19 protein-coding genes and 1 pseudogene are annotated in these 24,571 nt (G+C 71.9%); 12 read left to right on the top strand and 8 right to left on the bottom strand.

The window, feature by feature from the left end; genetic code table 11:
* Window positions 1-193: 193 nt before the first annotated feature.
* The 4 genes from OOK07_RS35055 to OOK07_RS35040 form a co-directional block, all read right to left on the bottom strand.
* Window positions 194-1,276: a winged helix DNA-binding domain-containing protein gene (locus OOK07_RS35055; RefSeq protein WP_266800483.1), complete on the bottom strand. Its 1,083-nt coding sequence runs from the start codon at window positions 1,274-1,276 to the stop codon at window positions 194-196.
* A 56-nt stretch (window positions 1,277-1,332) separates the two neighbouring features.
* Window positions 1,333-2,355: an MDR family NADP-dependent oxidoreductase gene (locus tag OOK07_RS35050; protein ID WP_266800482.1), complete on the bottom strand. Its 1,023-nt coding sequence runs from the start codon at window positions 2,353-2,355 to the stop codon at window positions 1,333-1,335.
* Entirely contained in the window at window positions 2,352-3,620 is a 1,269-nt protein-coding gene (locus OOK07_RS35045) for a cytochrome P450 (RefSeq protein WP_266800480.1), read from the bottom strand. Before OOK07_RS35045 ends, OOK07_RS35050 begins: the two co-directional genes overlap by 4 nt.
* Before the next feature lie 67 nt (window positions 3,621-3,687).
* Window positions 3,688-4,809: an epoxide hydrolase family protein gene (locus OOK07_RS35040; RefSeq protein WP_266800478.1), complete on the bottom strand. Its 1,122-nt coding sequence runs from the start codon at window positions 4,807-4,809 to the stop codon at window positions 3,688-3,690.
* 173 nt (window positions 4,810-4,982) lie between these two features.
* Here OOK07_RS35040 and OOK07_RS35035 point away from each other — a divergent pair, with 173 nt between their 5' ends.
* The 11 genes from OOK07_RS35035 (at window position 4,983) to OOK07_RS43330 (ending at window position 19,023) form a co-directional block, all read left to right on the top strand.
* Window positions 4,983-6,005, top strand: coding sequence for a CaiB/BaiF CoA transferase family protein (locus tag OOK07_RS35035; RefSeq protein ID WP_266531630.1), 1,023 nt, complete (start codon window positions 4,983-4,985; stop codon window positions 6,003-6,005).
* A 122-nt stretch (window positions 6,006-6,127) separates the two neighbouring features.
* On the top strand, window positions 6,128-7,879 hold the full coding sequence (locus tag OOK07_RS35030) for an MFS transporter (RefSeq protein WP_266685816.1): 1,752 nt from the start codon (window positions 6,128-6,130) through the stop codon (window positions 7,877-7,879).
* Between the two features lie 304 nt (window positions 7,880-8,183).
* The gene (gene cimA / locus OOK07_RS35025) at window positions 8,184-9,800 is read left to right on the top strand and encodes a citramalate synthase (protein WP_266685815.1); all 1,617 of its coding nucleotides are present in this window, start codon (window positions 8,184-8,186) and stop codon (window positions 9,798-9,800) included.
* 31 nt (window positions 9,801-9,831) lie between these two features.
* On the top strand, window positions 9,832-10,854 hold the full coding sequence (locus OOK07_RS35020; RefSeq protein ID WP_323178145.1) for a ketoacyl-ACP synthase III family protein: 1,023 nt from the start codon (window positions 9,832-9,834) through the stop codon (window positions 10,852-10,854).
* A gap of 132 nt (window positions 10,855-10,986) precedes the next feature.
* Window positions 10,987-12,018, top strand: coding sequence for an aromatase/cyclase (locus tag OOK07_RS35015; RefSeq protein WP_323183008.1), 1,032 nt, complete (start codon window positions 10,987-10,989; stop codon window positions 12,016-12,018).
* On the top strand, window positions 12,005-12,634 hold the full coding sequence (locus OOK07_RS35010) for an antibiotic biosynthesis monooxygenase family protein (protein ID WP_266685813.1): 630 nt from the start codon (window positions 12,005-12,007) through the stop codon (window positions 12,632-12,634). The genes OOK07_RS35015 and OOK07_RS35010 overlap by 14 nt, the downstream gene beginning before the upstream one ends.
* Window positions 12,635-12,748: 114 nt before the next feature.
* On the top strand, window positions 12,749-12,937 hold the full coding sequence (locus OOK07_RS35005; protein WP_266685812.1) for an acyl-CoA carboxylase subunit epsilon: 189 nt from the start codon (window positions 12,749-12,751) through the stop codon (window positions 12,935-12,937).
* 114 nt (window positions 12,938-13,051) lie between these two features.
* Window positions 13,052-14,800, top strand: coding sequence for a fatty acyl-AMP ligase (locus OOK07_RS35000; protein WP_266800473.1), 1,749 nt, complete (start codon window positions 13,052-13,054; stop codon window positions 14,798-14,800).
* Window positions 14,797-16,707: an acyl-CoA dehydrogenase family protein gene (locus OOK07_RS34995; protein ID WP_266800471.1), complete on the top strand. Its 1,911-nt coding sequence runs from the start codon at window positions 14,797-14,799 to the stop codon at window positions 16,705-16,707. Before OOK07_RS35000 ends, OOK07_RS34995 begins: the two co-directional genes overlap by 4 nt.
* A 67-nt stretch (window positions 16,708-16,774) precedes the next feature.
* Complete coding sequence (locus OOK07_RS34990) at window positions 16,775-18,031, top strand: acyltransferase domain-containing protein (RefSeq protein WP_266800469.1); 1,257 nt, start codon at window positions 16,775-16,777, stop codon at window positions 18,029-18,031.
* A 5-nt stretch (window positions 18,032-18,036) separates the two neighbouring features.
* Window positions 18,037-19,023: a 4'-phosphopantetheinyl transferase family protein gene (locus OOK07_RS43330; RefSeq protein ID WP_524540329.1), complete on the top strand. Its 987-nt coding sequence runs from the start codon at window positions 18,037-18,039 to the stop codon at window positions 19,021-19,023.
* Here OOK07_RS43330 and OOK07_RS34980 read toward each other — a convergent pair.
* The 4 genes and pseudogenes from OOK07_RS34980 to OOK07_RS34965 all read right to left on the bottom strand — a co-directional run.
* Window positions 18,943-19,473 (bottom strand): annotated as a pseudogene (locus OOK07_RS34980) (response regulator); the annotation flags it as partial. The gene OOK07_RS43330 and the pseudogene OOK07_RS34980 overlap by 81 nt on opposite strands.
* Before the next feature lie 46 nt (window positions 19,474-19,519).
* The gene (locus OOK07_RS34975) at window positions 19,520-20,683 is read right to left on the bottom strand and encodes a sensor histidine kinase (RefSeq protein WP_266685807.1); all 1,164 of its coding nucleotides are present in this window, start codon (window positions 20,681-20,683) and stop codon (window positions 19,520-19,522) included.
* Between the two features lie 161 nt (window positions 20,684-20,844).
* Window positions 20,845-23,121: a TOMM precursor leader peptide-binding protein gene (locus OOK07_RS34970; protein ID WP_266685806.1), complete on the bottom strand. Its 2,277-nt coding sequence runs from the start codon at window positions 23,119-23,121 to the stop codon at window positions 20,845-20,847.
* Window positions 23,118-23,423, bottom strand: a complete 306-nt coding sequence (locus tag OOK07_RS34965; protein ID WP_266685804.1) for a hypothetical protein — start codon at window positions 23,421-23,423, stop codon at window positions 23,118-23,120. Before OOK07_RS34965 ends, OOK07_RS34970 begins: the two co-directional genes overlap by 4 nt.
* Before the next feature lie 293 nt (window positions 23,424-23,716).
* Between OOK07_RS34965 and OOK07_RS34960 the strand changes: the two genes are divergently transcribed.
* On the top strand, window positions 23,717-24,529 hold the full coding sequence (locus tag OOK07_RS34960; protein WP_266685803.1) for an AfsR/SARP family transcriptional regulator: 813 nt from the start codon (window positions 23,717-23,719) through the stop codon (window positions 24,527-24,529).
* Window positions 24,530-24,571 lie beyond the last annotated feature (42 nt).

The raw sequence follows: 24,571 nt of genomic DNA, 5'->3' as shown, positions 1-24,571 counted from the left end.
GCGGGTGCGTCTTGGGCGATGGTCGAGTCCGGGGCGAGCAGAGACCCGTCCGTCGCCCGCCGGATACGGCCTCCGGGCACGGCTCCGGGCCCTGACTCCGGACGCGAAGCCCGGACGCGGACCTCCGGGACGCGGTGCGCGGGCGCGGAGCCCGGGCGCGGAGCCCGGGCGCGGTCGTTCGTGGGTGTGGGGGTCAGGTCCAGCGGATGCGTGGAGCGTCCGAGGCCGGTGCCGTGAAGGCGAGCAGGGCGCGGCCCTCGCGTTCCACCGCGGTGCGCTCCCGGGCCGGCAGGGGGCGCCCCAGTGGCTCGACGACCAGGCCGCCGTCCTCGATCCGCCACACCGCCCGTACGAAGCCGTCCACCAGCACCGTGGACCTGATCAGCCCGTTGCGGGTGAAGACCTGGCGCCGCTGTTCGTCGGTGAGGATGCGGGTCCGGTCGGCGTGTGCGAGCAGGATGTTGTCGAACTCGGGCAGGAACCGCACGGGCGCCGGTGTCCCGGGATCGGGCAGCGGGGCGCCCGGGACGTCGTAGAGTTCCGCCCCGTTCTCGTCGTGGAACATCCTCAGGCGGGGCCGCAGCCGCTTGACGACCGCGCCGATCCGGGTCAGTCCCGACCACGCCTGGATGTCCTTGACGGTGGCCGGTCCGAAGGCCGCCAGATACCGCTCGACCAGGGCCTCCGGTGCGGTGTCCGCGGCCGGTGAGCGGCCCAGCCATGACTCGGCCGTGCCGTGTACGGCCTGCCCGCCGACGCCCCACAGCCCGCGCGGCGGCAGTTGCACCAGCGGCACGCGGTTACGCACCACGTTGGCCAGCGCGAACGGCTCGTGCTGCGGCCAGCGTTCGGCGAGCAGCGCGCCGAGGCCGCCCACGGTGAGCGGCTCGGCCTCGCACAGCTTGCGTCCGTAGGCGCTGACCTCGTCCAGGTCGAGACCGCCGAGCCTGCGTCCGAAGGCGCCGGTCAGCTGCCGGTCCAGCGCGCCCTGCAGCACGGGCCGCAGGGTCAGGCAGTCGTGTGCGGTGACCAGGTGGAGGGTGCCGCGCATCAGGACGAGCCGCACGGCCTCGCGCTCCCGGATCAGACCCGCGAGGTCCTCCGCGGCGAAGCCGGCAAGCCGGGTCCACAGGCCGATGTAGGGCGGGTCGGGCGCCTGCGCCTGCATGCCGACCAGGTGCTCCAGGGCGGCGGAGGCGGACACGGGCTGCCGTTCCAGGAGCAACTGCCGTGCCAGCAAAGCCCTGTTGAGCGTACGTCGGTCCAGTACGGTCATCCCGCCCCCGCCTTCCCGATGTGCCAGGCACCGGGTTCAGTGCGTCTCACAGGCCCTCAGGACAGCTTCACGACGACCGTGCCGCTGTACTTGCGTTCCAGCAGTGCCACGAAGGTCTCCGGCAGGGCGGCCACTCCGCCCTCGACGACGGTGTGCGGGAAGACGATCCGCCCCTCGCGCAGCCAGGCGCCGAACTGGGCGTTCCACTCGTCGATCTGGTCGGGCGTGTGGAGCGTCGCGAAGCCGCGCAGGGTCAGCGACTTGGTGATGGCCGACATCAGCGCGAGCCGGGGTCGGCCACCGTCGTCCGAGCCGTGCTGCCCGGCCAGCGCGCCGCACAGCGCGAACCGCGCGCCCGGGGCCGCGACCTGGACCGCCGCCTCGAACTGCTCGCCTCCGACGTTGTCGAAGACCACGTTCACCCCGTCCGGGGCGAGCTTGGCCAACTGCTCGGCCACCGGGCCCTCGTGGTAGTCGAAGGCGGCGTCGAAGCCCAGTTCGTCCACCAGGAAGTCGATCTTCTCCTTGGAGCCGGTGCTGCCGATGACCCGTGCGGCGCCCTTCAGCTTGGCGATCTGTCCGGCCAGGGCGCCGACGCCGTTGGTGGCCCCTGACACGAAGACCACGTCGCCCTCGGCGATCCGGGCGGTGCCGACCATGCCGTGCCAGGCGGTCGGGCCCTGGGACAGGAAGTACTCGGGGCCCGGCAGCAGTGAGCGGTCCCGCGGGAAGAACTCGTGGGCGGTGCCGACGGCGTACTCGCGCCACCCGTTGAAGTGCTCGACCAGGTCACCGACCGCGTGCAGCGGGCTGCCCGACCTGACCACCGTGCCCACGGTGCGGCCCCACATGGCCACACCCGGCTGGAACACCGGGATCGGCAGTCTGGTGTCCGGGTTCATCTGGTCGCGGGCGACGGAGCCCAGTGTCATCCAGTCGTTGCGGACCACGACGTAGCCCTCGGCCGGCTCGCGGAGCGGCGTCTCGCCGGGCTCGAAGTGGTCCAGGGTGACGGGACCCTGCGGGTAGGAGGCGAGCCGGATCTCGCGGCTGGTCGTGGGGAGTTGCTCGGTGGTCATGAGAGCTCCTGGGGGTGCGGGTGGACGGGAAGGGCCAGCAGGTTGTGGTTGACGTCGCCCAGCCGCCAGCACAGCTCCTGCTCCGGTACGGCGAGCCGGGCGCCGGGAAAGCGTCGGGTCAACTCCTCGACGGCCACGGCGAGTTCGAGCCTGGCCAGCGGGGCACCGAGGCAGCGGTGGATGCCGTGCCCGAACGCCAGATGTCCGGCCCCCGTGCGCAGCAGGTCGACCTGGTCGGGGTGCTCGAAGACGGCCGGGTCCCGGTTGCCCGAGGGGAAGGCGAGAAAGACCGCGTCCCCGGCGGGGACGGTGACGCCGCCGATGACGACGTCCTCGGTGGCGATCCTCGGCAGGCCCGACGTGTCGTCCCCGTTCAGATTGACGGTCCGCAGGAGTTCCTCGACGGCCGCCGGGATCTCCTGCGGACACTCGCCCAGGCGCCGCCAGGCCTCGGGGTGGTCGGCCAGCAGCGCGAGTGCGAAGTTGGCGAGCTGTCCGGCGGAGGAGTCGAACCCGGCGCCGAGGAGGGTGAAGCCGAGGCCCACGAGTTCGTCGAAGGTGAGGCGGTCCGCGGGTCCGTCGTGGCCGGCCGCGCCCCCGCGGGCCATGATGAGCGCGGAGAGGACGTCGTCGCCGGGCGACTGCTGCTTGGCGGCCACCAGGCCCGCGATGTACGCGCCCAGCATCTCCCCACCCTCGGCGCTGTGTTCGGCGGGGGCCGAGACGTCGGCGAACTGCCGTACCCAGTCATGGAATTGGGGCCGGTCCTGTTCGGGGATGCCGAGCAGTTCGCCGATCACGGCCATCGCGAGCGGTGCCGCGAAGGAGGCGACCAGATCCACGGGGCCGCCGGTCGACGCGGCCTCCTTCTCCAGCGTGTCGAGCAGCCCGCCCGCCAGCTCGCGCACCCGTGGTCGCATCGCCTCGATCCGCTCCCCCGAGAACGCCTGCTCTGCCAGGGCCCGCAGCCGGGTGTGGTCCGGCGGGTCGAGCGAGATGATCATTCCGGGTGGCGCCTGGAAAAGCCCGCTGAACCGGGGTGCCTCGGGCCCGTAGGCGGCGGCCCGGCTGAGTCTGGGGTCGTCGAGCGCGGCCTTGATGTCCGCGTACCGGGTGACCAGCCAGGCGTGGCCCCCACCCCGCCATGCCACCCGGACGACCGGCCGCTCGCCCCGCAGCCGGGCGAACAGCGGCGCGGGCCCCCGGTAGCTCGACCCTGGGAAGGGGAAGGCCGGCAGGTCCTCGGCGCAGTGTGTGTCAGGCACGATGACGGCTCCTCGGTCGGGCGGCGTGTCGCCGCGCTGCGGCGCTGCCGCGGCGGTCAGCGGGATGTCACCGCAACGCACGGAAAAAGGACCGCAGTTCGTCCACCAGCAGCCCGGGCTGTTCCAGCGCCGGAAAGTGCCCCCCAGCGGCGTGGTCGGTCCACCGCCGCAGATCCGTGAAGCGCGCCTCGCACCAGGCGCGCGGCATCCGGGCGTCCTTGGGGAACACGGCGAGCGCGGCCGGCACGGACACGGGCGCGAGGGCCATCTTGTTGTGGCTCTCCCAGTAGATGCGCGCCGAGGAGGCACCGGTGCGGCACAGCCACGCCAGCGTCACGCAGTCCAGCAGCCGCTCGCGCGGGATCACCTTCTCCAGGTCGCCGCCGTGGTCGGTCCAGGCCCAGTACTTCTCGGCCATCCAGGCCAGTTGGGCGACAGGAGAGTCGGTGAGCCCGTATCCGAGGGTCTGCGGCCGGGTCGCCTGGATCACCGAGTAGCCGCCTTCGTTCTGCTGGAACTCCTTGAGCGCGGCGAGTCCCGCCACGTCCCGTTCGTCCAGGGGGACTTGTTCCTGCGGGGGCCTGGCGAACGGCATGGCCAGATGGATGCCCACCAGATGCGCGCCGTCCGTCTCGCCGAGCACGCCGGTGAGGAACGACCCCCAGTCGACCCCGTGGGCCGCGTAGCTGTCGTAGCCGAGCCGCGCCATCAGCTCCGCCCAGGCCGCGGCCGTCCGCTCCACCGTCCAGCCGGTGGTGGCGGGCTTGTCGCTGAAGGCGAAGCCGGGCAGCGACGGGCAGACCACGTGGAAGGCGTCGGCAGGGTTCTCGGGGTGCGTCAACGGACGTACCAGATCGAGGAACTCGACGACCGAGCCCGGCCAGCCGTGGCTGACGAGCAGCGGCAGGGCGCCCGGGTGGGGCGAGCGCACATGCAGGAAGTGCACGCCCAGGCCGTCGATCTCGGTGCGGAACTGCGGAAGCTCGTTCAGCCGTGCCTCGGTGGCCCGCCAGTCGTAGACGGTCCGCCAGTGTTCGGCCAGCTCCTTCAGATACGCCAGCGGCACCCCCTGGGACCAGTCGTCCACGGTCTCCGCCTCGGGCCAGCGGGTCCGGGCCAGGCGGTCCTTGAGATCGGCGAGATCCGCCTCGTCGAATGCCACACGGAACGGCGTGACGCCCCTGCTCATCGCTGGTCCTCCCGGATCGCCTACGTCCTTGGTGTCCCGCGGAGATTAGGGACGCGGCCTCGAACACGACTGGAGGATGCACCGACCGGCGGGTTCGAGTGCGGCGCGAGTGTGCCTGTGCCCGGGTTCCAGGACGGGCTTGCAGCGTGCCGCCGACGACGAAGGAGCCGCAGATGGCGACAGGCACAGGACCGCTGCACGGCCTGCGGGTCGTGGAGCTCGCGGCGATCGGGCCCGCCCCGTTCGCCTGCATGATCTTCGCTGACCTGGGGGCCGATGTGGTGCGGATCGACCGGGCCGACGGCGCCCGCTCGTTCGCGGACTGGCACGGCGAACTCGACCGTGGGCGCCGCTCCATGGAACTGGATCTCAAGGACCCGGGTGACGTGGACTGGCTGCTGCGGCAGCTGGAGCAGTCGGACGTCCTGGTGGAGGGGTTCAGACCCGGCGTGGCAGAGCGGCTCGGCATCGGCCCGGACGTCTGCCTGGGACGCAACCCCCGCCTGGTGTACGGCCGGATGACCGGCTGGGGCCAGGAGGGGCCGCTGGCCATGACCCCGGGCCACGACATCAACTACCTTGCGCTCACGGGTGCGTTGCACGCCATCGGTGAGGCCGGCGGGCCCCCGGTGCCGCCGGTAAACCTGCTCGGCGACTTCGCGGGCGGTGCGATGTTCCTGGTCGCCGGGGTGCTGGCGGCGCTGTTCGAGCGGCAGGCCTCCGGTCGGGGTCAGATCGTGGACGCCGCGATCGTGGACGGGGCCGGGGCGATGCTCGGCATGCTGACCTCGATGGCCCGAAGCGGCCAGTGGCGTCACGAACGCGGGGTCAACCTTCTGGACGGGGGCGCGCCCTTCTACACCTGTTACGCCTGCGCGGACGGCGGTCATGTCGCCGTCGGAGCGCTGGAGGAGCGGTTCTACCGGGCTCTGCTCGACGGCCTGGAACTCGATCCCGAGCGGCTGCCCGACCGCAGCGATCCCGTCAACTGGCCTTCCCTGCGCCGGGTGTTCGCCCATCGCATCCGCACGCGCAGCCGGGACGAATGGGCCCGTCGCTTCGAGGAAACGGAGGCGTGTGTGACACCGGTCCTCAGTGTCGCGGAAGCGGCGGCGCACCCCCACCACCAGGCCAGAGGCAGCGGGCCCGCGGCCCCCGCTCCGCGCTTCAGCAGGACTCAAGCGGAACTCCACTGACTGCCGTCATCCTGCGGGGTGGGCGACGGGTTCACCCGTCCACACCCCGCCCCTGCCCACGAGTTCATCCCCCGCACGGCCCCGGCAAGTCCAACCCCCCAAGTATTGAAAGAGGCCACATCATGGCTATTTCCTCCGAACAGGCTCCGTCCGTCGAGACGGAGGTGCACAGCAGGAAGACGGGCGCGGATCCGACGGCGGGGGACAAGCCGCTGGATCCCAAGCGCTGGGCGGCGCTGCTGGTGCTGCTCGTCTCCGCCTTCCTGGATCTGCTGGACGGCACGATCGCCAACGTGTCGGCGCCCTCCATGCAGCGGGATCTCGGAGCCGGGTACTCGGCCATCCAGTGGGTTCTGGTGGGCTACCAGCTCGCCTTCGCCCTGACCCTGATCCTCGGGGGGCGGCTCGGTGACATCCACGGCCGCAAGAAGGTGTTCCTCGTCGGCGTCGCCGGATTCACCCTCTCCTCGCTCGCGGCCGGCCTCTCCCAGGAGCCCTGGCAGCTGGTGCTCGCGCGGGTGATCCAGGGCGCCTCGTCCGGCGTCATGGTGCCGCAGGTGCTGTCGATCATCCACGTCACCTTCTCCGACAAGGAACGCGGCACCGCCTTCGCCCTGCACGGCCTGGTCGGCGGCCTCGCCGCGACGCTCGGCCTGGCACTGGGCGGTCTGCTGGTCCAGTGGAACCTGTTCGGCCTCGACTGGCGCCTGGTCTTCCTGGTCAACGTGCCGTTCGGGCTGGTCGGGCTGGTGTACGGCACCAAGGTCATCACCGAGTCGAAGGCGCCGCAGGCGCTCAAGCTGGACATCCGCGGCGCGGTCCTGCTGACCATCGGCTTCGTGATGCTGGTCTTCCCGCTGCTGCAGGGCCGGGAGCTGGGCTGGCCGGCATGGGGCTACGTCTCCATGGCAGCTTCGCTGCTCGTGCTGGCCGGCTTCGTCGCCTGGCAGCGCGCACGGACCCGCCGTGACGGCTCGCCCCTGGTCGAGCTCGGTCTCTTCCGCACCCGCAGCTACTCGGCCGGCCTCGCCGTGAACCTGATCTTCTACGCGGGGATGGGCATGTTCACCATCGGATGGACGCTCTACATGCAGGTCGGCCAGGGCTGGTCCCCGATGCGGGCCGGCCTCACCAGCCTCCCGTTCTGCGTCGGCGCCTTCCTCACCGCCACCTCGTCCGTGATGATCCTGGTGCCCAAGTTCGGCCGCAAGGCGATGCAGATCGGTGCCCTGGTGCTGATGGCCGGTCTGGGCTCGTACGTCTACGTGGCGGGCAAGTACGGCAGCGACGTCACCTCCTGGAAGATCGCGATCCCGCTGTTCCTGGTCGGCCTCGGCTTCGGCACCGTGGCCACCCCGCTGCCGCTGATCGTCACCTCCGACGTGCCGCACGAGCACGCCGGTTCGGCCTCCGGTGTGGTCAACACCAACACCCAGCTCGGCTTCGCCATCGGCGGCGCCCTGGTCAGCGTGGTCTTCTTCGGCGGCATGGTCGGCAACACCACCGCCAACGTCGACGCCCAACTGCCGCAGCTGCGCCAGGAGTTGGTGGCCAGCGCTCAGGTGACCCCGGGCGCGGCGGGCCAGATCGCCACGGCCTACCGCACCTGCGCAGTGGACCGGGCGAAGGAGAAGGACGCCTCCGTCGTGCCGGCGAGCTGCACCGCCGAACCGCTGCAGGACCCGAAGACCGCCGCGGTCCTCGCCGCGTACGGCAAGGACCAGGTCGGTGACTCCTTCGCCGACAGCTTCAAGACCCTGCTCACCACGTTCATCGGGATCGCCGCCGCGGTGTTCCTCCTGATGTTCGCCCTCCCCAAGCGCCTCCGCCAGGAGGACCCGGCGCAGGAGCCGGAGCCCACCCCGGCCTCCTGAAACCCGCATCCTGTAGGGCCGGACGGCACACCAGCCGCCCGGCCCTACAGCCATGCCCGAGCAACAGCACCCTTTTCCGCAGGGACACGGGGACCGGCGGTTTTCAGGAGTGCGGGGAACGGCGCCTCTTTCAGGGGCGCGGGGAACCGCGCGACCGGCCCCCACCAACCCGCAGACGCCCGACGGCCATTCCCGGCACGCACGCAGAGCGTTCAAGCCCGGCTCCGGCTCCCGTCAAGGCACCGCCCCGACCCTTGGCACAAGCCGCGCAGCGAACTGCGCAGGCCGACAGGAAGGAGGGGCGATGGCGGACCAGAGCTTCCAGCTCTACGACACGACCCTGCGCGACGGAACCCAGATGGAGGGCCTCGCGCTCACCGTCGACGACAAGCTCGCCCTTGCGCGCAGCCTGGACGCCCTCGGCGTGGGATTCATCGAGGGAGGCTGGCCCGGCGCGATTCCGAAGGACACCGAGTTCTTCCGCAGGGCACGCACCGAACTCGACCTCAGGGCCGCCCTTCTGACGGCCTTCGGCGCTACCCGCAGGCCCGACGTCCCCGTGTCGCAGGACCCGCAGGTGCGGGCGCTGCTCGCGGCGGAGACGCCCGTGGTGACGCTCGTCGCCAAGAGCCACACCGCGCACGTGGACCGGGCCCTGCGCACCACGCTCGCCGAGAACCTCGCCATGATCCGGTCCACCGTGCGGCATCTGGTGCTGGCCGGACGCCGCGTCTTCCTGGATGCCGAGCACTACTTCGACGGATACGTCGCCAACCGCGAGTACGCCCTGGAGGTGGTGCGCACCGCCGCGGAGGCCGGCGCCGAGACGGTGGTGCTGTGCGACACCAACGGCGGTTCGCTGCCCGAGGAGGTGAAGGCCGTCGTCGCCGACACCATCGCCATGACGGGCGCGACCATCGGCATCCACTGCCACGACGACACCGGCTGCGCGGTCGCCAACACCATGGCGGCCGTCGACGCGGGCGCCGTGCACGCCCAGGGCACCGCGCACGGCTACGGCGAACGCTGTGGCAACGCCAACCTGTTCACCGTCATGGCGAACCTCGTCCTCAAGCGGGGCCGCGAGGTGATTCCCCTGGAGCGACTGGCTGACCTGGCGTCCACCGGTCGGGCCGTCGCCGAGGTGACCGGCATCCCCGAGGCTCCGGCCGCGCCGTACGTCGGTGCGGCGGCCTTCACCCACAAGGCGGGGCTGCACGCCTCGGCGCTGCGCGTGGACCCGGGCCTGTACCAGCACATCGACCCGGGCCGGGTCGGCAACGCCATGCGCGTCCTGGTCTCCGACATGGGCGGCCGCTCCTCCGTCGAGCTGAAGGCGCGCGAACTGGGCTACGACGTCAGCGCCGGCTCCGAGGCGGTGGGCCGGGCAGCGGCCCGGGTCAAGGAACTGGAGAGCCGCGGCTACAGCTTCGAGTCCGCCGACGCTTCCTTCGCACTGCTGCTGCGGGCGGAACTGCTGGAGCAGGACCCACGGCCGCCGTTCGGTGTCGAGGGCTGGCAGGTGGCCCTGGACGGGGAGAGCGGCGGCGCGAGGGCCTCGCTGCGGCTGCGTGTCGAGGGAACCTCGCGCACCGCCACCGGCCTGGGCAGGGAGCCCGTGCACGCCCTGGACGCCGCCGTGCACCAGGCACTCGACCCGGTCTTCCCCGAACTGGCCGGGCTGCGCCTGGTGGAGCACCGGGTCAGGGAACTCGGCGCCGACGAGCCGGACGGACCGCCCTCCACACGGGTCCTGTTGTCGTTCCGGTGCGGAAAACAGCAGTGGGGCACCGTCGCCGTGGACCGGCACGCGACGGCGGCGGCCCTGGGGGCGCTGCTCGACGCCGTCCACTACGTCCTGTCCGACCGTCCGGGCCGGCGGCACGACGCCGAGGCCCTGGTGGCCGCACCGGCCGGCTGACCCTCTCGAACCCTCTGGAGCGGCTGTGCGCGTGGAAGACATCCACCTGCGGGCGACGTCCGTACGTCTCCCGTCCCGTCTACGCATCGACGACGCCGTGGCCGCGGGCGACTGCCCGCCGGGCCTCGCCACTGCCACCGGCGCCGTGTCGGTGTCGTACTCGCCGGACGAGTCGGCGGCCGAGATGGCGGCGCACGCCGCCAGGACGGCGCTGACCCGCGCGGGCAGCGACCCCGCCGACGTGGATCTGCTGCTGCACGCGGACACCTACCACCAGGGCCAGGACCTGTGGCCCGTGGGCTCGTACATCCAGCGAGAAGCCCTCGGCAACAACTGCCCGGCGCTGGAGATCCGGCAGATGTCCAACGGGGGCCTCGCCGCCCTGGACCTCGCCGCCGCCTATCTCACCGCCGGCCACGGACACGGCGACGCGCTGCTCACCTGCGCCGACCGCTTCTGCCCGCCGGGCATCGACCGCTGGCAGACCGATCCCGGCACGCCCTACGCCGACGGCGCCTCCGCCCTTGTCCTCTCCCGGCGCGGCGGCTTCGCTCGGCTGGTCTCCCTCGCGCTGCACGCCGATCCGTCGCTGGAGCCCCTGCACCGCGGCGACGAGCCGTTCACGCCTGCGCCGTTCGGCAGCCGGATGCCGGTGGACTTCGAGGAGGCGAAGCGTGCCTTCGTCGGCCGGGTGGGCATGTCGTACGCCATCACCCGGGCGTACAACGGGCAGCAGACCGTGCTCAAGCAGGCGCTCGCCGACGCCGGAATGGACCTCGGCGACGCACGCTGGGTGGTGCTCCCGCACTTCGGGCGCCGTCGGCTGCAGTCCATCTACTACAAGCCATTCGGCATCGAACCGGCCCGCACCACCTGGGAGTTCAGCCGGACCGTCGGCCATCTCGGCGCGGGCGACCAGTTCGCGAGCCTCGATCACCTGCTGGTCTCCGGCAAGGCTGAACCCGGCGACCGCTGCGTACTGATCAGTGTCGGCGCGGGCTACAGCTGGGGCTGCGCCGTCGTCGAGATCACCGAACGGCCCTGCTGGGCCTGACCGCAGCCGCGGCCCCGGCCCGGCGCCCGATGTGATCCAGCCGCTCTCCACCCGCCGTCGAGGTGGGCTCAAGGTACCTGTGCCAATCTGCTGATCGCCGTCCTGGACGGCACGACCGAAGGAAGGACCGCCGTGGCGACGACCGTTACGAGCGACATACCGGACTCCGCCCCCGTCACCGGCACTCACGTCACCGAGCACTCCGTGACCGTGGCGGCTCCGCCGGACGCCGTCTACGCGCTGGTGGCCGATGTCGCCGCCTGGCCCCAGGTGTTCGGGCCCACCGTGCACGTCGAGGTGCTCGAAGAAAGCCGGGCCCGGGAAGCGACCGGCACCGGCACCGGCACCGGCGAGCAGTTGCTGCGCATCTGGGCGATCGCCAACGAGCAGGTGCGTACCTGGACTTCGCGACGCACCCTCGATCCGCGGGCCCGTGTCGTCACCTTCCGCCAGGTGGTCTCGGCGGCTCCCGTCGCCTCGATGGGCGGCACCTGGCGCATCGAGCCCCTGGAGGACGGCGCGACGCGGGTGGTGCTCCTGCACGACTACCGTGCGGTCGGCGATGACCCGGAGGCCGGGAAACTGATCGAGCGCGCCGTCGACCGCAACAGCGTCGCCGAGCTCGCCGCCCTGAAGAACGCGGCGGAACTCGGCGAGGCGGCCGGGGAACTCCGCTTCACCTTCAGCGACTCGGTGACGGTCGCCGGAGCGGCCGGCGACGTGTACGCCTTCCTCGACCGTGCCGATCTCTGGCCCGAGCGGCTCCCGCACGTGGCGCGGCTCGCCCTGACCGAGGACGAACCCGGCATCCAGCACATGGACATGGACACCCGCAGTCCTGACGGCTCCCTGCACAACACCACCTCGGTCCGGGTGTGCTTCGAGGACCGTGGGGAGATCGTGTACAAGCAACTGCGGGTGCCGGTGGCGATGCGGGTGCACACAGGACGCTGGACCATCGAACCGTCCGGTGACGGCGAGACCCTCACCGTCACCTCCTGGCACACTGTGGTGCTCGACCCGGAGGGCGTGCGCAGCGCACTGGGTCCCGAGGCCACGCTCGCCGAGGCGAGGTCTCTGGTCCGCAAGGCCCTGGGCACCAACAGCTCCACCACGTTGCGCCATGCCAAGCAATTCGCGGAGGAAGTGCATGCCCGGACGTGAACTATCGGGCCCCGTCACGGTCATCAACCGCTTCGAGGTCAAGGGTGACACCGACAGGTTCGAGCGGCTGTTTCGCGAACACTCCCAGTTCCTGCGCCGCCGCAGCGACTTCGACTTCCTGGTGACCCTGCGCCTGGCCGAACGGCCGCACGTGTACGTCCACCTGGGACACTGGCGCACCCTGCGCGCCTTCCTCGACACGGTGCACGACGACACCTTCCTGGTGCACGTCGAGCGTCTGGAACCACTCGTCGAGACGGAGGTCGACCAGGCCGTGAGCGTGTCCCGGGTGCTGAGGGACAACGCTGTCGTCGGCACGGAGAGCGTGGCCCTGCTGCGCGCCCGGGTCGGCGGGGACTGGCGCGCCTTCGAGCGGCGGTTCGCCGCGCTCACCGACGCCCTCGCCGAGGCGGGCGGCTTCGGCGGCAGCGACCTGCTGCGCTCCCTGCTGCGCCCCACCCACTACACGGGCGTGCTGTGGTGGCGGGAACCCGGGTCCCTGGAACGGGCCCTGAGCAGCGCACCGGCCCTGGCGGCCCAGCACGAACTGGGCGTGGGCGCCGAGGTCGTCGTCGAGCGGACCCGGCATGTGGCCTACGAGCGCGTGATCGACTGAGACGACCGCTGAGGGCTCTGCCCGAGCGAGAGCCGAGCCGAGGACCTCTGGTCCTCGGCTCGGTCGCGTTCGGGGCGCGAGGGCCGCTCAAGGTGTGGCATGCACGCTGTTTCCATGACCGACGAGACGCACATCACCGTGGTGCGCGGCCGGCCCGACGCGGCCGAACTGGCCGCCGTGACCGCCGTGTTGCTCGCCCTCTCGCGCCGTGGGCCGGAACCGGAGACGGAGACGAAGGCGGCGTACGCGGACTGGACCGTCAAGAACGCGAGCCATCTCTCGCCACCCCGGCCGGGGAGATGACCGCGGGACCAGGACCACATGTCACCGACACACAACCGACAACAACAGCGGAATCGACACCGGAATCCGACAGCAGAACCCGACAGCGGAACCCGACAGCGAAAGGGGAGGGCGTTGACCGGCCATCGGACATTCACCGACATCGTGCGCGGCAGGGTCGCCGAGTCACCCGACCGTGAGGCGCTGATCCTCCTCACCGAGTGGGACGGAGCACTGCGGCCCGAGACTCTCTCCTACGCCGAACTCGACCGGGCGGCGCGCATCGTGGCCGTCCGGATCGGGCGTCACGCGGCACCGGGCGAGCGCGTACTGATCCTGCACACCTCGCGCAAACTGTTCGGCATCGCGTTTCTGGCCTGTCTGTACGCGGGCGTGATCGCGGTGCCCGCCGCGCCGCCCGGCGACCTGGGCCGGCACGACGAGCGCATCGCGGGCATCGCCAAGGACGCCGCCGCCGGCTGTGTGCTGACCTCGCTCGCCGAAGCCCCCGACGTCACCCAGCTGATGGCGCGCACCGGACACGGGGACATCACGTGCGTCCCCACCGACGCCGACGTCATGGACGCCGACGTCGCGGACGACGGCGAACCGTGGCAGCCGCCGCGGCAGGAACCCGACGACGTGGCGTTCCTGCAGTACACCTCGGGCTCGACGCGCGAGCCGCGCGGCGTGATCGTGACGCACCGGGCGCTGCTCGCCAACCACCGCGCGATCCACGAGGCGCTCGGCACCGTACCGGGCGCCAGGATCGGCGGCTGGCTGCCGCTGCACCACGACATGGGCCTGGTCGGGCAGTTGCTGCACGCCCTGTGGCTCGGCGGCACCGCCGTCCTGCTCTCCCCCGTCGCCTTCGTCAAGCGCCCGGCACACTGGCTGGAGACCATCTCGCGCTACGGACTCACCGTCAGCGGCGCCCCCGACTTCGCGTACGACCTGTGCGTGCGCCGTGTCAACGACAGCCAGCTCGCCGGCCTCGACCTGTCCGGCTGGCAGGTCGCCGTCAGTGGCGGCGAACCCGTGAACGCCGCCACCCTGCGGGCCTTTCGTGAACGCTTCGCCCCCGCGGGACTGCGCCCCGAGGCGCTCGTGCCCTGCTACGGCCTGGCCGAGGCGACGCTGCTGGTCTGCGGCGACCGCTCCGCCCGGGGGTTCGACACCCACAAGCTGCCCGTGCCGCCGGGGGCCGCGGGGGCGGTGGCCGAGGTCGTGTCCTGCGGCCGGGCCACCGGTGCCGAGGTGCGGATCGTCGATCCGGACACCCAGGAGCCGCTCGACGACGGCCTGGTCGGGGAGATCTGGGTGCGCGGCGAGACGGTCTCCCGCGGCTACTGGGCGAGGCCCAGGGAGAGCGCCGACGCCTTCGGCGGGCGGATCAAGGACGGCGAGGGCGGCTATCTGCGCACCGGGGACCTCGGCACCCTCGTCGACGGGCGGCTCTGTGTGACCGGCCGGATCAAGGACATGATCGTGGTGGCGGGCCGCAACCTCTACCCGCAGGACCTGGAGCGCACGGTGCGCGAGGTCAGCGCCCTGTTCGGCTCCGGCACCGCGTTCGGGGTGCCCGGCGAACGCGAACGCGTCGTCGTCGTACAGGAGTTGCGGGCGCGCAGCCGCTACGGCGTCGATCTGGCCGCACTCACCTCCAGCGTCCAGCGCCGGCTCCACGACCAGTACGACGTGTCCGCGGGCGGGGTGCTTCTGGTACGCCCCGGCACGGTCCGCCGCACCACCAGCGGCAAGCTCGAACGCGCCGCCATGCGCCGCATGTTCCTCAACGGCGAACTCACCGCCCTGCACCAGTGGGTCGACCCGGAGGTCGCCCGACTCGTAGGGCGGCCTGCGCCGGAAAGGGGACTGCGATGACAGCGCCCCAAAGCGGCGCGGGGCTGTATCGATATGCGGCTCCGCCGCGGGGCGCGACCAGCCCCGGCGAAGGCGCGGACGCCCGACGCCCCACCGCGGCACCCCCCGCGGAGCGCTCCCGCATCGACGCCCTGGAAGCCTCCTTCGGCCCTCTCGACGACCCCGAGAACCCCCTGGGCGGCGCGGCCCTCCTCGCCGCCGACGCCGCAGGCGAACAGCTCGCCGGCGCCGAACAGGTCCTGGACGCGTTCGCCTTCAACTCCGAGTTCGTACCGGAGGAACTCGGCGGCCGCCTACGGCGCATGGACGTCCTCGGCCGCCTGCTGCGCCCGCTGTTCCGCCGGGACGCCTCCGTCGCCTTCGGCCACGGCCTCAGCTGCTTCTTCGCCGCAGTACCGGTGTGGACCGCGGGCACCGTCGAGCAGCAGCGCTTCGTCGCCGGGCTGCTGCTGGGCGGCGACCGGGTCGCCGTCGCACGACACGAGGTGGCGCACGGCAACGACTTCGTCCGCGACGAGCTGACCGCCCGTCCCGTCGCCGGGGGCCTGTCCGTGAACGGCAGCAAGACGGCGATCGCCAACGCGGCGCGCTCCCGGGGCCTGGTCGTCTTCGCCCGTACGTCGGACGCCCCGGGCGGGGGCCGCAGCCACTCGGTGCTGGTGCTCGACCGCGCCGCCCTGCCCGCCGACCGGATCACCGACCTCGAACGGCACTCCACCACCGGTATGCGCAGCGCCGAGTTCGGCGGTCTGGCGTTCACCGACTGCATCGTGCCCGACAGCGCCGTGGTCGGCGGGGTCGGCGACGGCTACGAACTGTCGCTGCGGTCCTCCCTGATGATCCGCGGTCTCATCCCGTCGATCGTGCTCGCGGGCGTCGACACCGCGCTGCGGACCGTGGCCACCTTCGCCACCCGGCCCCGGAACGACGGCCGTTCCTCGCTCGACGTACGGCATGTGCGCGACGTGCTGACGGGGGCATTCCTCGATCTGCTGCTCATCGACTGTCTCGCCCTGGTCGCCACCCGGTCGCTGCATCTGCTGCCGCGGCAGATGAGCGTGTACGCGGCGTCGGCCGCCTATCTGGCGCCGCGGCTGGCCGCCGAGTCGATGGACGCGATGTCGGCGGTGCTCGGCGAGGAGAGCTTCGCGGTGAGCGGGACGTACGGCATGTTCCAGAAGCAGCTGCGCGACCTGCCCGTCACCTCGCTGGGCCACGCCGGCAGCGCGGGCCGGCAGGTCAGCATCCTGCCGCAGCTGCCGCACTTCGCCCGGCACAGCTGGTTCGCCGAGGAGGAGGCGCCCGCCGCGCTGTTCAGGCCTCAGGAGGATCTGCCGCCGCTCGATCTGCCGCGCCTGTCCCTGCTCGGCGACAGCGATCCGCTGGCCGCGACCCTCATCGCGTGCACCGAGTGGCTGGAGTCGGCCGACCTCACCGTCCCGGGGCGCGGGGACTGGCCCCTGCTGCGCTCGCTGGCGCAGGCCTTCACCGGTGAACTGGCCGATCTGGCCGAGGCGTTCGGCGAGATCGACCCCGGCGACCGCGGGGCGTTGGGCAGCCCGCGCAACTTCGCGCTCGCCGACCGCTACACCATGGTCCTGGCGGCGGCCGGCTGTCTGGGGGTCTGGCGCGAACAGGCGCTGGCCGGCACCGACACCTTCCTGGCCGATCCGGCCTGGCCGTCCGCGGTGCTCCACCGCCTGGGCCGCCGCCTCGGCCTGTCCCTGCCCGACTCGGTCGCAGCCTGCGAACAGCGCGTGCTCGCGGAGGCCCTGGACCGTCTGCACGACCACCGCAGCTACGACCTGTACGGCTCCGCACTCGCCCGAGCGACCCCGGGGAAGGCCGGGCACGCCCCCACGCCGCCCGGCACGCTGTCCCACCGCACCGGCCAAGTGCCCGAGTAGCGCCGCCACGAGGACCCCCTTCCCGCCGGCGGAGGTATCCACCCGCGCCCGAGATGGAGCACCGACCATGCCCGAACCACAGCACGACGACGCGCACGACGACTCGTTCGACGTGGCCCACCGCGAATGGCTCACGGAGCGGCTCACCCACTATCTCGGTGTGCCGATGGACGAGAGCGTGCCCTTCCACGAGTACGGACTCGACTCGGTGGCCACGCTCAGCCTGTACGGCGACATCGAGGAGGAGTTCGGGCCGCTGATCGACCCCACCGACATCGCGGCCTACCCCACGGTGCGCGAGCTGGCCCGGTACATGGCGCACCGCGACCCGCGTCCGGCGGGCGGCGGCCTCGTCAGGGCGGCCTTCGCGTTCACCGGTCAGGGCTCCCAGCACCCGGGTATGACCTCCGGGCTCTACCGGGACTGCACCGGCTATCGCGCCCATCTCGCCGAGGCCGCCGCCGAGTTGCTGCCCTACACCGGGACGTCCGTGGTGGAGCTGATCCTGGGCAACGACCCGCGCATCCACCAGACCGCGTTCACCCAGCCGGCGCTGTTCGCCGTCGAGTACGCCCTCGCGCAGACCCTCCGGGACGAGGGCGTGACCCCGGTCGCCGTACTGGGCCATGGCATCGGGGAGTTCGCGGCGGCCGCCGTCGCCGGCGCCCTGTCGCTGCCCGACGCCGCCAAGCTGGTCGCGCTGCGCGGCGCCTTCATGCAGTACCTGCCCTCCGGCGGCGGCATGATGGCCACCTGCGCCGCCCCGTTCGAGGCGGCCGAGCTGGTCGCGGCCGAGCCCGGCGTCGGCATCAGCGCCATCAACGCCGCCAAGGCCACCGTGCTCTCCGGGGACCGCGCGGGGCTCGAACGCATCCAGGAGCAGTTGGAGGGCCGGGGCATCGCCTGCCGCCATCTGACGGTGACCCACCCCTTCCACTCGCCTCTGATGGCGCCCATGGTGCCGAGGTTCGACGCGGTCGCCCACCGGGTCGCCGGCGGTCCGGCCCGGGTGCCGTTCTACTCCACCGTGTACGGCAGGCTGACCACCGAACCGCTGTACGGGCCGTACTGGAGCGAGCAGATCACCTCCCCCGTACGTTTCGCCGACGCCGCCCGGGCGATGCTCGCGCAGCAGACCCCGACCCATGTGGTGGAGATCGGCCCACGGGTGGTCCTCACCCCGTTCCTGCGCCGGATGGGCGGCAACGACGGGCCGACCTGCCTGGCGGTGTGCCGCGGTCCGGAGAGCGACGCGGTGGACCTGGCCGGGGTGATCTCCGCGCTCGACGCCGGACCGCTGGCGGCGGCGCTGGCCGGGGCGTGAACCCGATGACACCGATCAGCCGTCCGATCGAGGCGCCGGGACCGGACGGCCCCTGGGAGCGGGTGCGCGACGAACTCGTGCGCAGCGGCAGCGTCCTGGTGTACGGCAGGATGCCCGGCTGGCAGCCGGACGCCGGCGCGGAACAGCTGCGCGCCCTCCTCGGCCGTGACTGGATCCGCTACGAGAAACTCGGCAGGGCCGGGATGCGGGAGCGCTTCCTCGCCTCCCGGCTCTTCGTGCGCTACACCGCCGCGGCGGCCCTGCGCACCCAGCCGCAGATGGTGGACCTGGCGTATCAGCCGGGTGGGCGCCCCTATGTGCGCGGCCTGGACCAGATCGACATCAGCCTGAGTCACACCGACGAGACGATGGTCGTCGGCGTCACCCGCAGGGGCCGGATCGGGGTCGACGTGGAGCGCGCCGACCGCCGTCTGGCACATACCGGCTCCGAGGCACAGGCCTGCACTCCGTTCGAGAAGAGGCATCTCGACCGGGGCGGCGAGGGCGCCCGCAACGAGACGATGGTGCGGCTGTGGACCCTCAAGGAGGCCTACAGCAAGGCACTCGGGCAGGGCCTCAGGTTCCGTTTCACCGAGTTCGGCTTCGCGCTGCACGAGTCGTCCGGCGCCCGTCTGGTACGTCCCGACGGCACGGCCACCGAGGACGACGGATGGACGTTCGGGACCTTCGACGTGGGCGGCCGCCATGTAGTGAGCGTGGCGGTGTACGACGCCGGGTTCGGGGAGCTGGCGGACGTCTCGGTGGGTACGACGCTGGACGAGGGCCTGCTGGACGCGCTCCTGGGGGCCGGGCCCGGCCGGGCCGGCTCAGGGAATCCAGCCGGCCTCCTCGGCGATACGGATGGCGTCGACGCGGTTGCGGGCACCGAGCTTGCCGACGATCGAGGTGAGGTAGTTGCGGACGGTTCCCTTGGTCAGATAGAGGCATCCGGCGATCTCGGCGGCGTCGGCACCCCGGGCCGCGAGCCGTAGCACCTCAGTCTCCCGGCGGGAGAGCGGATTGTCGGGGTAGTCCCAGGCCGTCAGTGCGAGCTGGGGGTCCACGACACGTCCACCCCTCGCCACCGAGCGTACGGCGGAGGCGAGTTGGTCGGGCGGGGAGTCCTTCAGCAGGAAGCCCGACACATGGGCCGACATGGCGCGGCGCAGGGTGCCGGGCTTGCCCAGGCTGGTGAGGATGAGGGAGCGGCAACTGGGGAGCTGTTCGTGCAGTTCGGCGGCGGCCGTCAGACCGTCCATCCCCGGCAGGTCGACGTCGATCACCGCGACGTCGGGCCGGACCTCGAGTGCCGTGCTGACGATCGTGTCGCCCCGTTCCACGGAGGCGATGACCCGCAGATCGGGCTCGAGTTGCAGCAGCGCGACCAGAGCGCCGCGAATCATGTGCACATCCTCGGCGAGAAGGATGTTGATGGACAGCACCTGTTACCTCCCCCAGGTAGCGGTGTCTCGTCTGATCAGGGCCTGATCAGGCCGCGGCTCTCTCGGTGCCGGGCGCGCCGGCCGTGGTGTGGCCGGCCTCCCCCTGATGCGGTTGGAGCGGTGCCCGTGCGTCGAGGCGGAACAGGCCGTCCTCGTCGACGCCGGCCGTCAGTTCTCCGCCGATCTCGGTGAGCCGGGTCCGGAGGTTGCCCAGACCGCTCCCACCACACGAACGCGCGTCAGCCTTCCCCCCGTCGGTGACCCCGTCGTTGACCAGCGTGAGCAGAACCGTTTCCGTCCCGCTGGTGGCCCTGATGGTACATACCTCGGCCTTGCTGTGGCGGAGGATGTTGGTGACTCCTTCCCGCAGGGCCGTCGCGAGCACCGTGTCGACCACCGGGTGCAGCCGCTCGACGCGCATGTCGACCTCGACGCGGACCTCGGCCGACACCAGGACCTTCGCCGCGGACTCCGCCTCCTCGCACAGCGACATGTCCCGGTAGCCACGGGAGACGAGACGGACGTCGGCGAGTGCCTGGCGGGCGACGAGGAGCAGGGACGTGGTCTCCTCGGCGGCCTGTTCCGGGCGGACGGGGATCAGCCGGCTGACCAGCTCGCCCTTGAGCGTGACGGTGGACAGGCTGTATCCGAGCAGGTCGTGCAGATCCCGTGCGAAGCGCAGCCGTTCCTGGGTCACGGCCATGCGTGCCAACCGCTCGCGGGTGTCGTGCAGTTCGCGGACGAGGTCGGTCAGCCGGGTCAGGCCGTAGATGACGAGGCCCGCCAGCGTGACGGAGATGAACACGTAGCCGCTGTAGAGGACGCCCGAGCCCTTCAGTAACGGGTACAGCGGGGCGGCCGCCACGACGGCCCCGAACACCGGCCAGGCCACGGGGTTGGGCAGGGTGAGCAGGATGGTCGCGGCGAGCGGCCCCTGCATGCTGCCCCAGTCGAGTCCGAACCAGGCGGCGGGCAGATAGGTCAGCACGGCCTGCACGCCCAGGGTGACGAGCCGCCGCCGCAGCGGCCATGCGCGTGCGGCGGGCAGGGCGAGGGCGAACTGCACCCCGAACTCGAGCAGGACGACACCGGTGCAGACGGTCATCCTGGAGGCGCTCGCCCCGCCCGTGTTGAGCACGTTGAGGATGACGATGAAGCAGTAACAGGTCAGCACGAGCAGAACGATGGTGCGGGCGAGGCGGGGGGCCATGGCCAGGTGGATCGGTGCCGGCGGGGAGCTCGCGGCACCCTCGGTACTTTCCGTTCCACGGAAAGCGTCCGGCATCGTGACCTCCTACCCCGGGGACATGGCGAATCGCATGGTAGGGCTCACAGCGGGATCGGGCCACCGGTGGCTGTAATCGGCCGGATTCACACGAACAAAGGAATGGGGTTGAGGTCGCGGTGACCTGTCTCGTGCGGTTTGCGACCGAGGGTCACAGGAACCTCATAGAGTCGTCCGGGGGCGAACCTGGCCCAGAAGTGACGCATCCCGGGGACGATCACCTTGACCACGGGAAGCCGCACGTCAGGCCGAGTCTGATCGAGGACGAGCAGTTCCATGCCACGGCCGCGCACCAGGTCCTGGGCCACCATGAGGTCGCTGAGCAGGTCGTTTCTCGGTTCGCACACGTAACTTGCGGGTGTACGGGGAGACTCGGCAGGGTCCGGGACGAGATATGGCTGATTCCGGGTGGTCGCCAGGGACCACCAGGAGGCCAGCTCCGGGTGGAGGGAGGCGAATTCACCGTCCGCCCGCGTGTCCACGCCCGGTGGTGGGAGCAGCTGCGCCATCTCGGTCACCGCGCGGCGCAGTGCCGTACGCGGGTCGAAGTGGGCGCCGAACCCGAAGCAGATCTGCTGCGCCGTCCCGTCGTTGCAGCAGGAGACGGCCGCCATGACGGGGATGCCGAAGTCGGCGGTCAGGTCCAGCACCCACAGATCGCGGCGCAACCTGCCGTATGCGGCGCGGACCTGACCGAGCCAGGGTTCGTCGAAGGCGTCCAGGTCGACGCCGGGCAGCCGGCTGCGGTTGTACCACCACAGGGCGACCGCGTCGCGCTCGACCACCTCCAGGAACCCCTGGAGCGCCGCGTCCTCCAGACTGCTGCCGGCCGCGTTGCCGTTGGAGTCCGCCCACGGCGCGGACGGCCGTCTGCCCGGGGCGGCGCCGAAGTAGAGCATCGAGGTGGGCAGCAGCCGGTGGGTGCCGGCCGTCATCGACCACACGGGGGTCCACTCCGTGGGCGCGTGCGGATCGAAAGGCGGCGGAACCTGCTGGAACGCGGCGGCCGAGCGGTTCCAGTGCTCCCGCTCAGCGAACTGCCGGTCGGCGTACAGCTGGCAGGAGTTGGGGTGCAGCGCGCTGTCGCCCAGCCCGGCGAGTGTGCCGACGACGACGGGCTCGTCCCCGTGCCGGGTCGCGCTGTAGCGCTCGACCGCCTCGCACAAGGCGCCGGCCTCGGCCTCGACCGGGGTGGTCCCCTTGCCGCCGCTGTGGCTGCGCAGCCCGTGCCGCAGCCCGGCGAGCGTGTCGGCGCGCAGGGCGTGATTGCGCCCTGAGACATAGCGGTTGAGGCCGTCGGGGGTGCCGGAGGCGGGCCGTACCTCGGGCACCACACCGGTGAGCGGATCGACGAGATGCCGGTAGCGGGAGAGCACGGCGTCGGGCGACAGGGCCCTGTCGCCGCCGCCGGCCGTGGCCGACTTCAGACGGGAGGCGAAGGTCACCGGGCGCCGCACGCTCGCCGCCACCAGACCGGGATCGCCGCACTCGGGGCACTGGGGGCGCCGGGTCACCGGGTGGTGGCGGGTGCGCAGGGTGCGGGTGTCCAGAGTGCACAGGGCGCTCTGCTCGTCCTGGCGCATCCCGGCGACCCACTTCATCGCCTCCAGGACGGCGCTCTGCAGCCCCAGCGCCCGTACGGACGCCAGGTAGGCGCGCGGCAGCGGCACCGGACCCGGCAGCCCGAGCACCCGCTGCACCGGCGCCTGCGTGGCGCGGTGCCCGCGCAGCCGGTGTGCCAGGCAGGACCAGCAGGCCCGCTCAGGAGTGCCGAACACGGGGCCCACCCAGGCCTCTACGCCACACGGCCTGGCGAGCAGCCAGGGCCGGCCCGCGGCCCGGTGCTGTGCGTCCACGTCGGCCAGTGCCGGGTCGAGGTAGTCCTCGCACACGACCAGCGTGAACGCGGCGGACGTCTCCTCGTCGGCCAGGGTCAGGCCGGAGGCGCGGCACTCCTGGCGGACGGGGCCGGGGTCCGTCCGGCCCAGCACGAGGACCTGCACCGGAGTGCTGTCCAGGGCCGCCTGGGCGCCCGTACCGCTCAGGCCCGCGAGTTCCCAGTAGGCCTCCGCGGCGGCATCCGCCGACGGGGCGCGGTAGCCGATGAGTTCGGCCTCCGCGAGCGCGGCGATCGTCCGGCCCGCCGCCGACGCGTCGACCACGCCGGCGGCCTCCAGGAAGACGGCCTCCAGGGTCCGGGTCCCGTCGAGCAGCGGGGCGAGGGCCTCGACGTGCGGGCCGTGCAGCGCGGTCGTACCGCGCTCCGACAGCAGATACACGGCCTCTCCACCGACGACCTCGACGCGCAGGTGGGGCTTGAACCCCACCTGCCGTGCCGCGGAGGGCATGGGGGATCCGCTCATGCGGCGGGAGTCCCCGAGCCGGCGGCGGAGTGCTCCTGTCCGGTGAACCAGCTGTCGTAGCTGATGGATGTGTCCGGCCGGTCCAGGTCCTCAAGCACAAACGTTTCCCCCCCGGCTGCCGCCAGGTACACCGGCTCCGCCGCCACGACCCCGAACTCCGCGAGGACCGACACCGGGTCGGCGAGGTAACGCGCGGCCAGTTCCGGTTCGAGTCCCGCACGGGCCGTGAGGAGTGCGATGCGGTGGTCCTGTGAGGTTGCACGGGCCCGACGGGCCGGGGCGGGCGTGATCAACGTGCTCATGGAACCCTCCAGAGTCCTGAGTGTGTTGAGTGGCGCTGCGAATCGGGAATTCGTTCGGCGTATCCCGCGACACCGAATTCTGGAGGGCGCTCTTCTCAAGCGCACAGTGCCGGGCTCACCATCGCGCTATGACATTTTCATAGGTCTCTTCATGAGTCGCGCACTGTGGCTGGAACCCGGCCCCTGCCAGGCTCTTGGCATGCTCGGGAGGCGACGACCGCGGCCCGCGGCCGACGGCACCGCCCAGGCGACACGGGGGCGGCACCGCCCGTGCGAGACGGGAGAGTGATCACATGGACATCAAGATACTGGGGCGACTCACGGCCGAACTGAACGGAGTGTCGGTCGTGCCGACCGCCGCGAAACCGCGGCAGATTCTCGCCCTGCTCGCCCTGCAGACCGGACGCGTCGTCACCGTGCCGACGCTGATGGAGGAGATCTGGGGCGAGGACATACCGCGCAGCGCCGCCACCACCCTGCAGACGTACATCCTGCAGCTGCGGCGCAAAATCGCGGCCGCCCTGGAGGGCGACGCGACCCGCCGGCCCAAGGACATCCTGGTCACCCAGCACGGGGGCTACCTCCTTGAGGTGCAGCCGGGACAGATCGACGTACAGGAATTCGAGCAGCTGTGTGCCTCCGGGCGCGACGCGCACGAGGCGGGCGACCACCGCACCGCCGCCGAACTCCTGCGCAGGGCCCTGGCGTTGTGGCAGGGGCCCGCCCTGGTGGACGTACGCCTGGGCAGTGTGCTCGAACTGGAGTCCCTGCGGCTCGAGGAGGACCGGATGGCGGCCCTGGAGCGGCGCATCGAGGCCGACCTGTATCTCGGCCGGCACGCGGAGATCGTGCCCGAACTGCGCGTCCTGGTGGCCAGGCACCCCATGCACGAGAACTTCTGCGCCCATCTGATGACCGCGCTGCACCGCTCCAACAACGCGTGGCGGGCCCTGGAGGCCTACCAGCGGCTGCGCGGTTCGCTCGTCGAGGAGCTCGGCATCGAACCGTCGTCCCGGCTGCGGCGGCTGCACCAGTCGATCCTCGCCGCGGACCCCGCGCTGGACCTGGAGGTGCACCGCCAGGTGCCCTCCTCCGCCGCCGGCTGACCCGGCCACCGGCCGGCCCCGGCGGTGTCTCGACCCGCGTTC

The sequence above is a fragment of the Streptomyces sp. NBC_00078 genome (genome assembly GCF_026343335.1).
In the GTDB taxonomy this organism is placed as follows: domain Bacteria; phylum Actinomycetota; class Actinomycetes; order Streptomycetales; family Streptomycetaceae; genus Streptomyces.
Note: the sequence above shows the minus strand (reverse complement) of the source record. Positions and strands in the feature narration are given on the sequence as shown.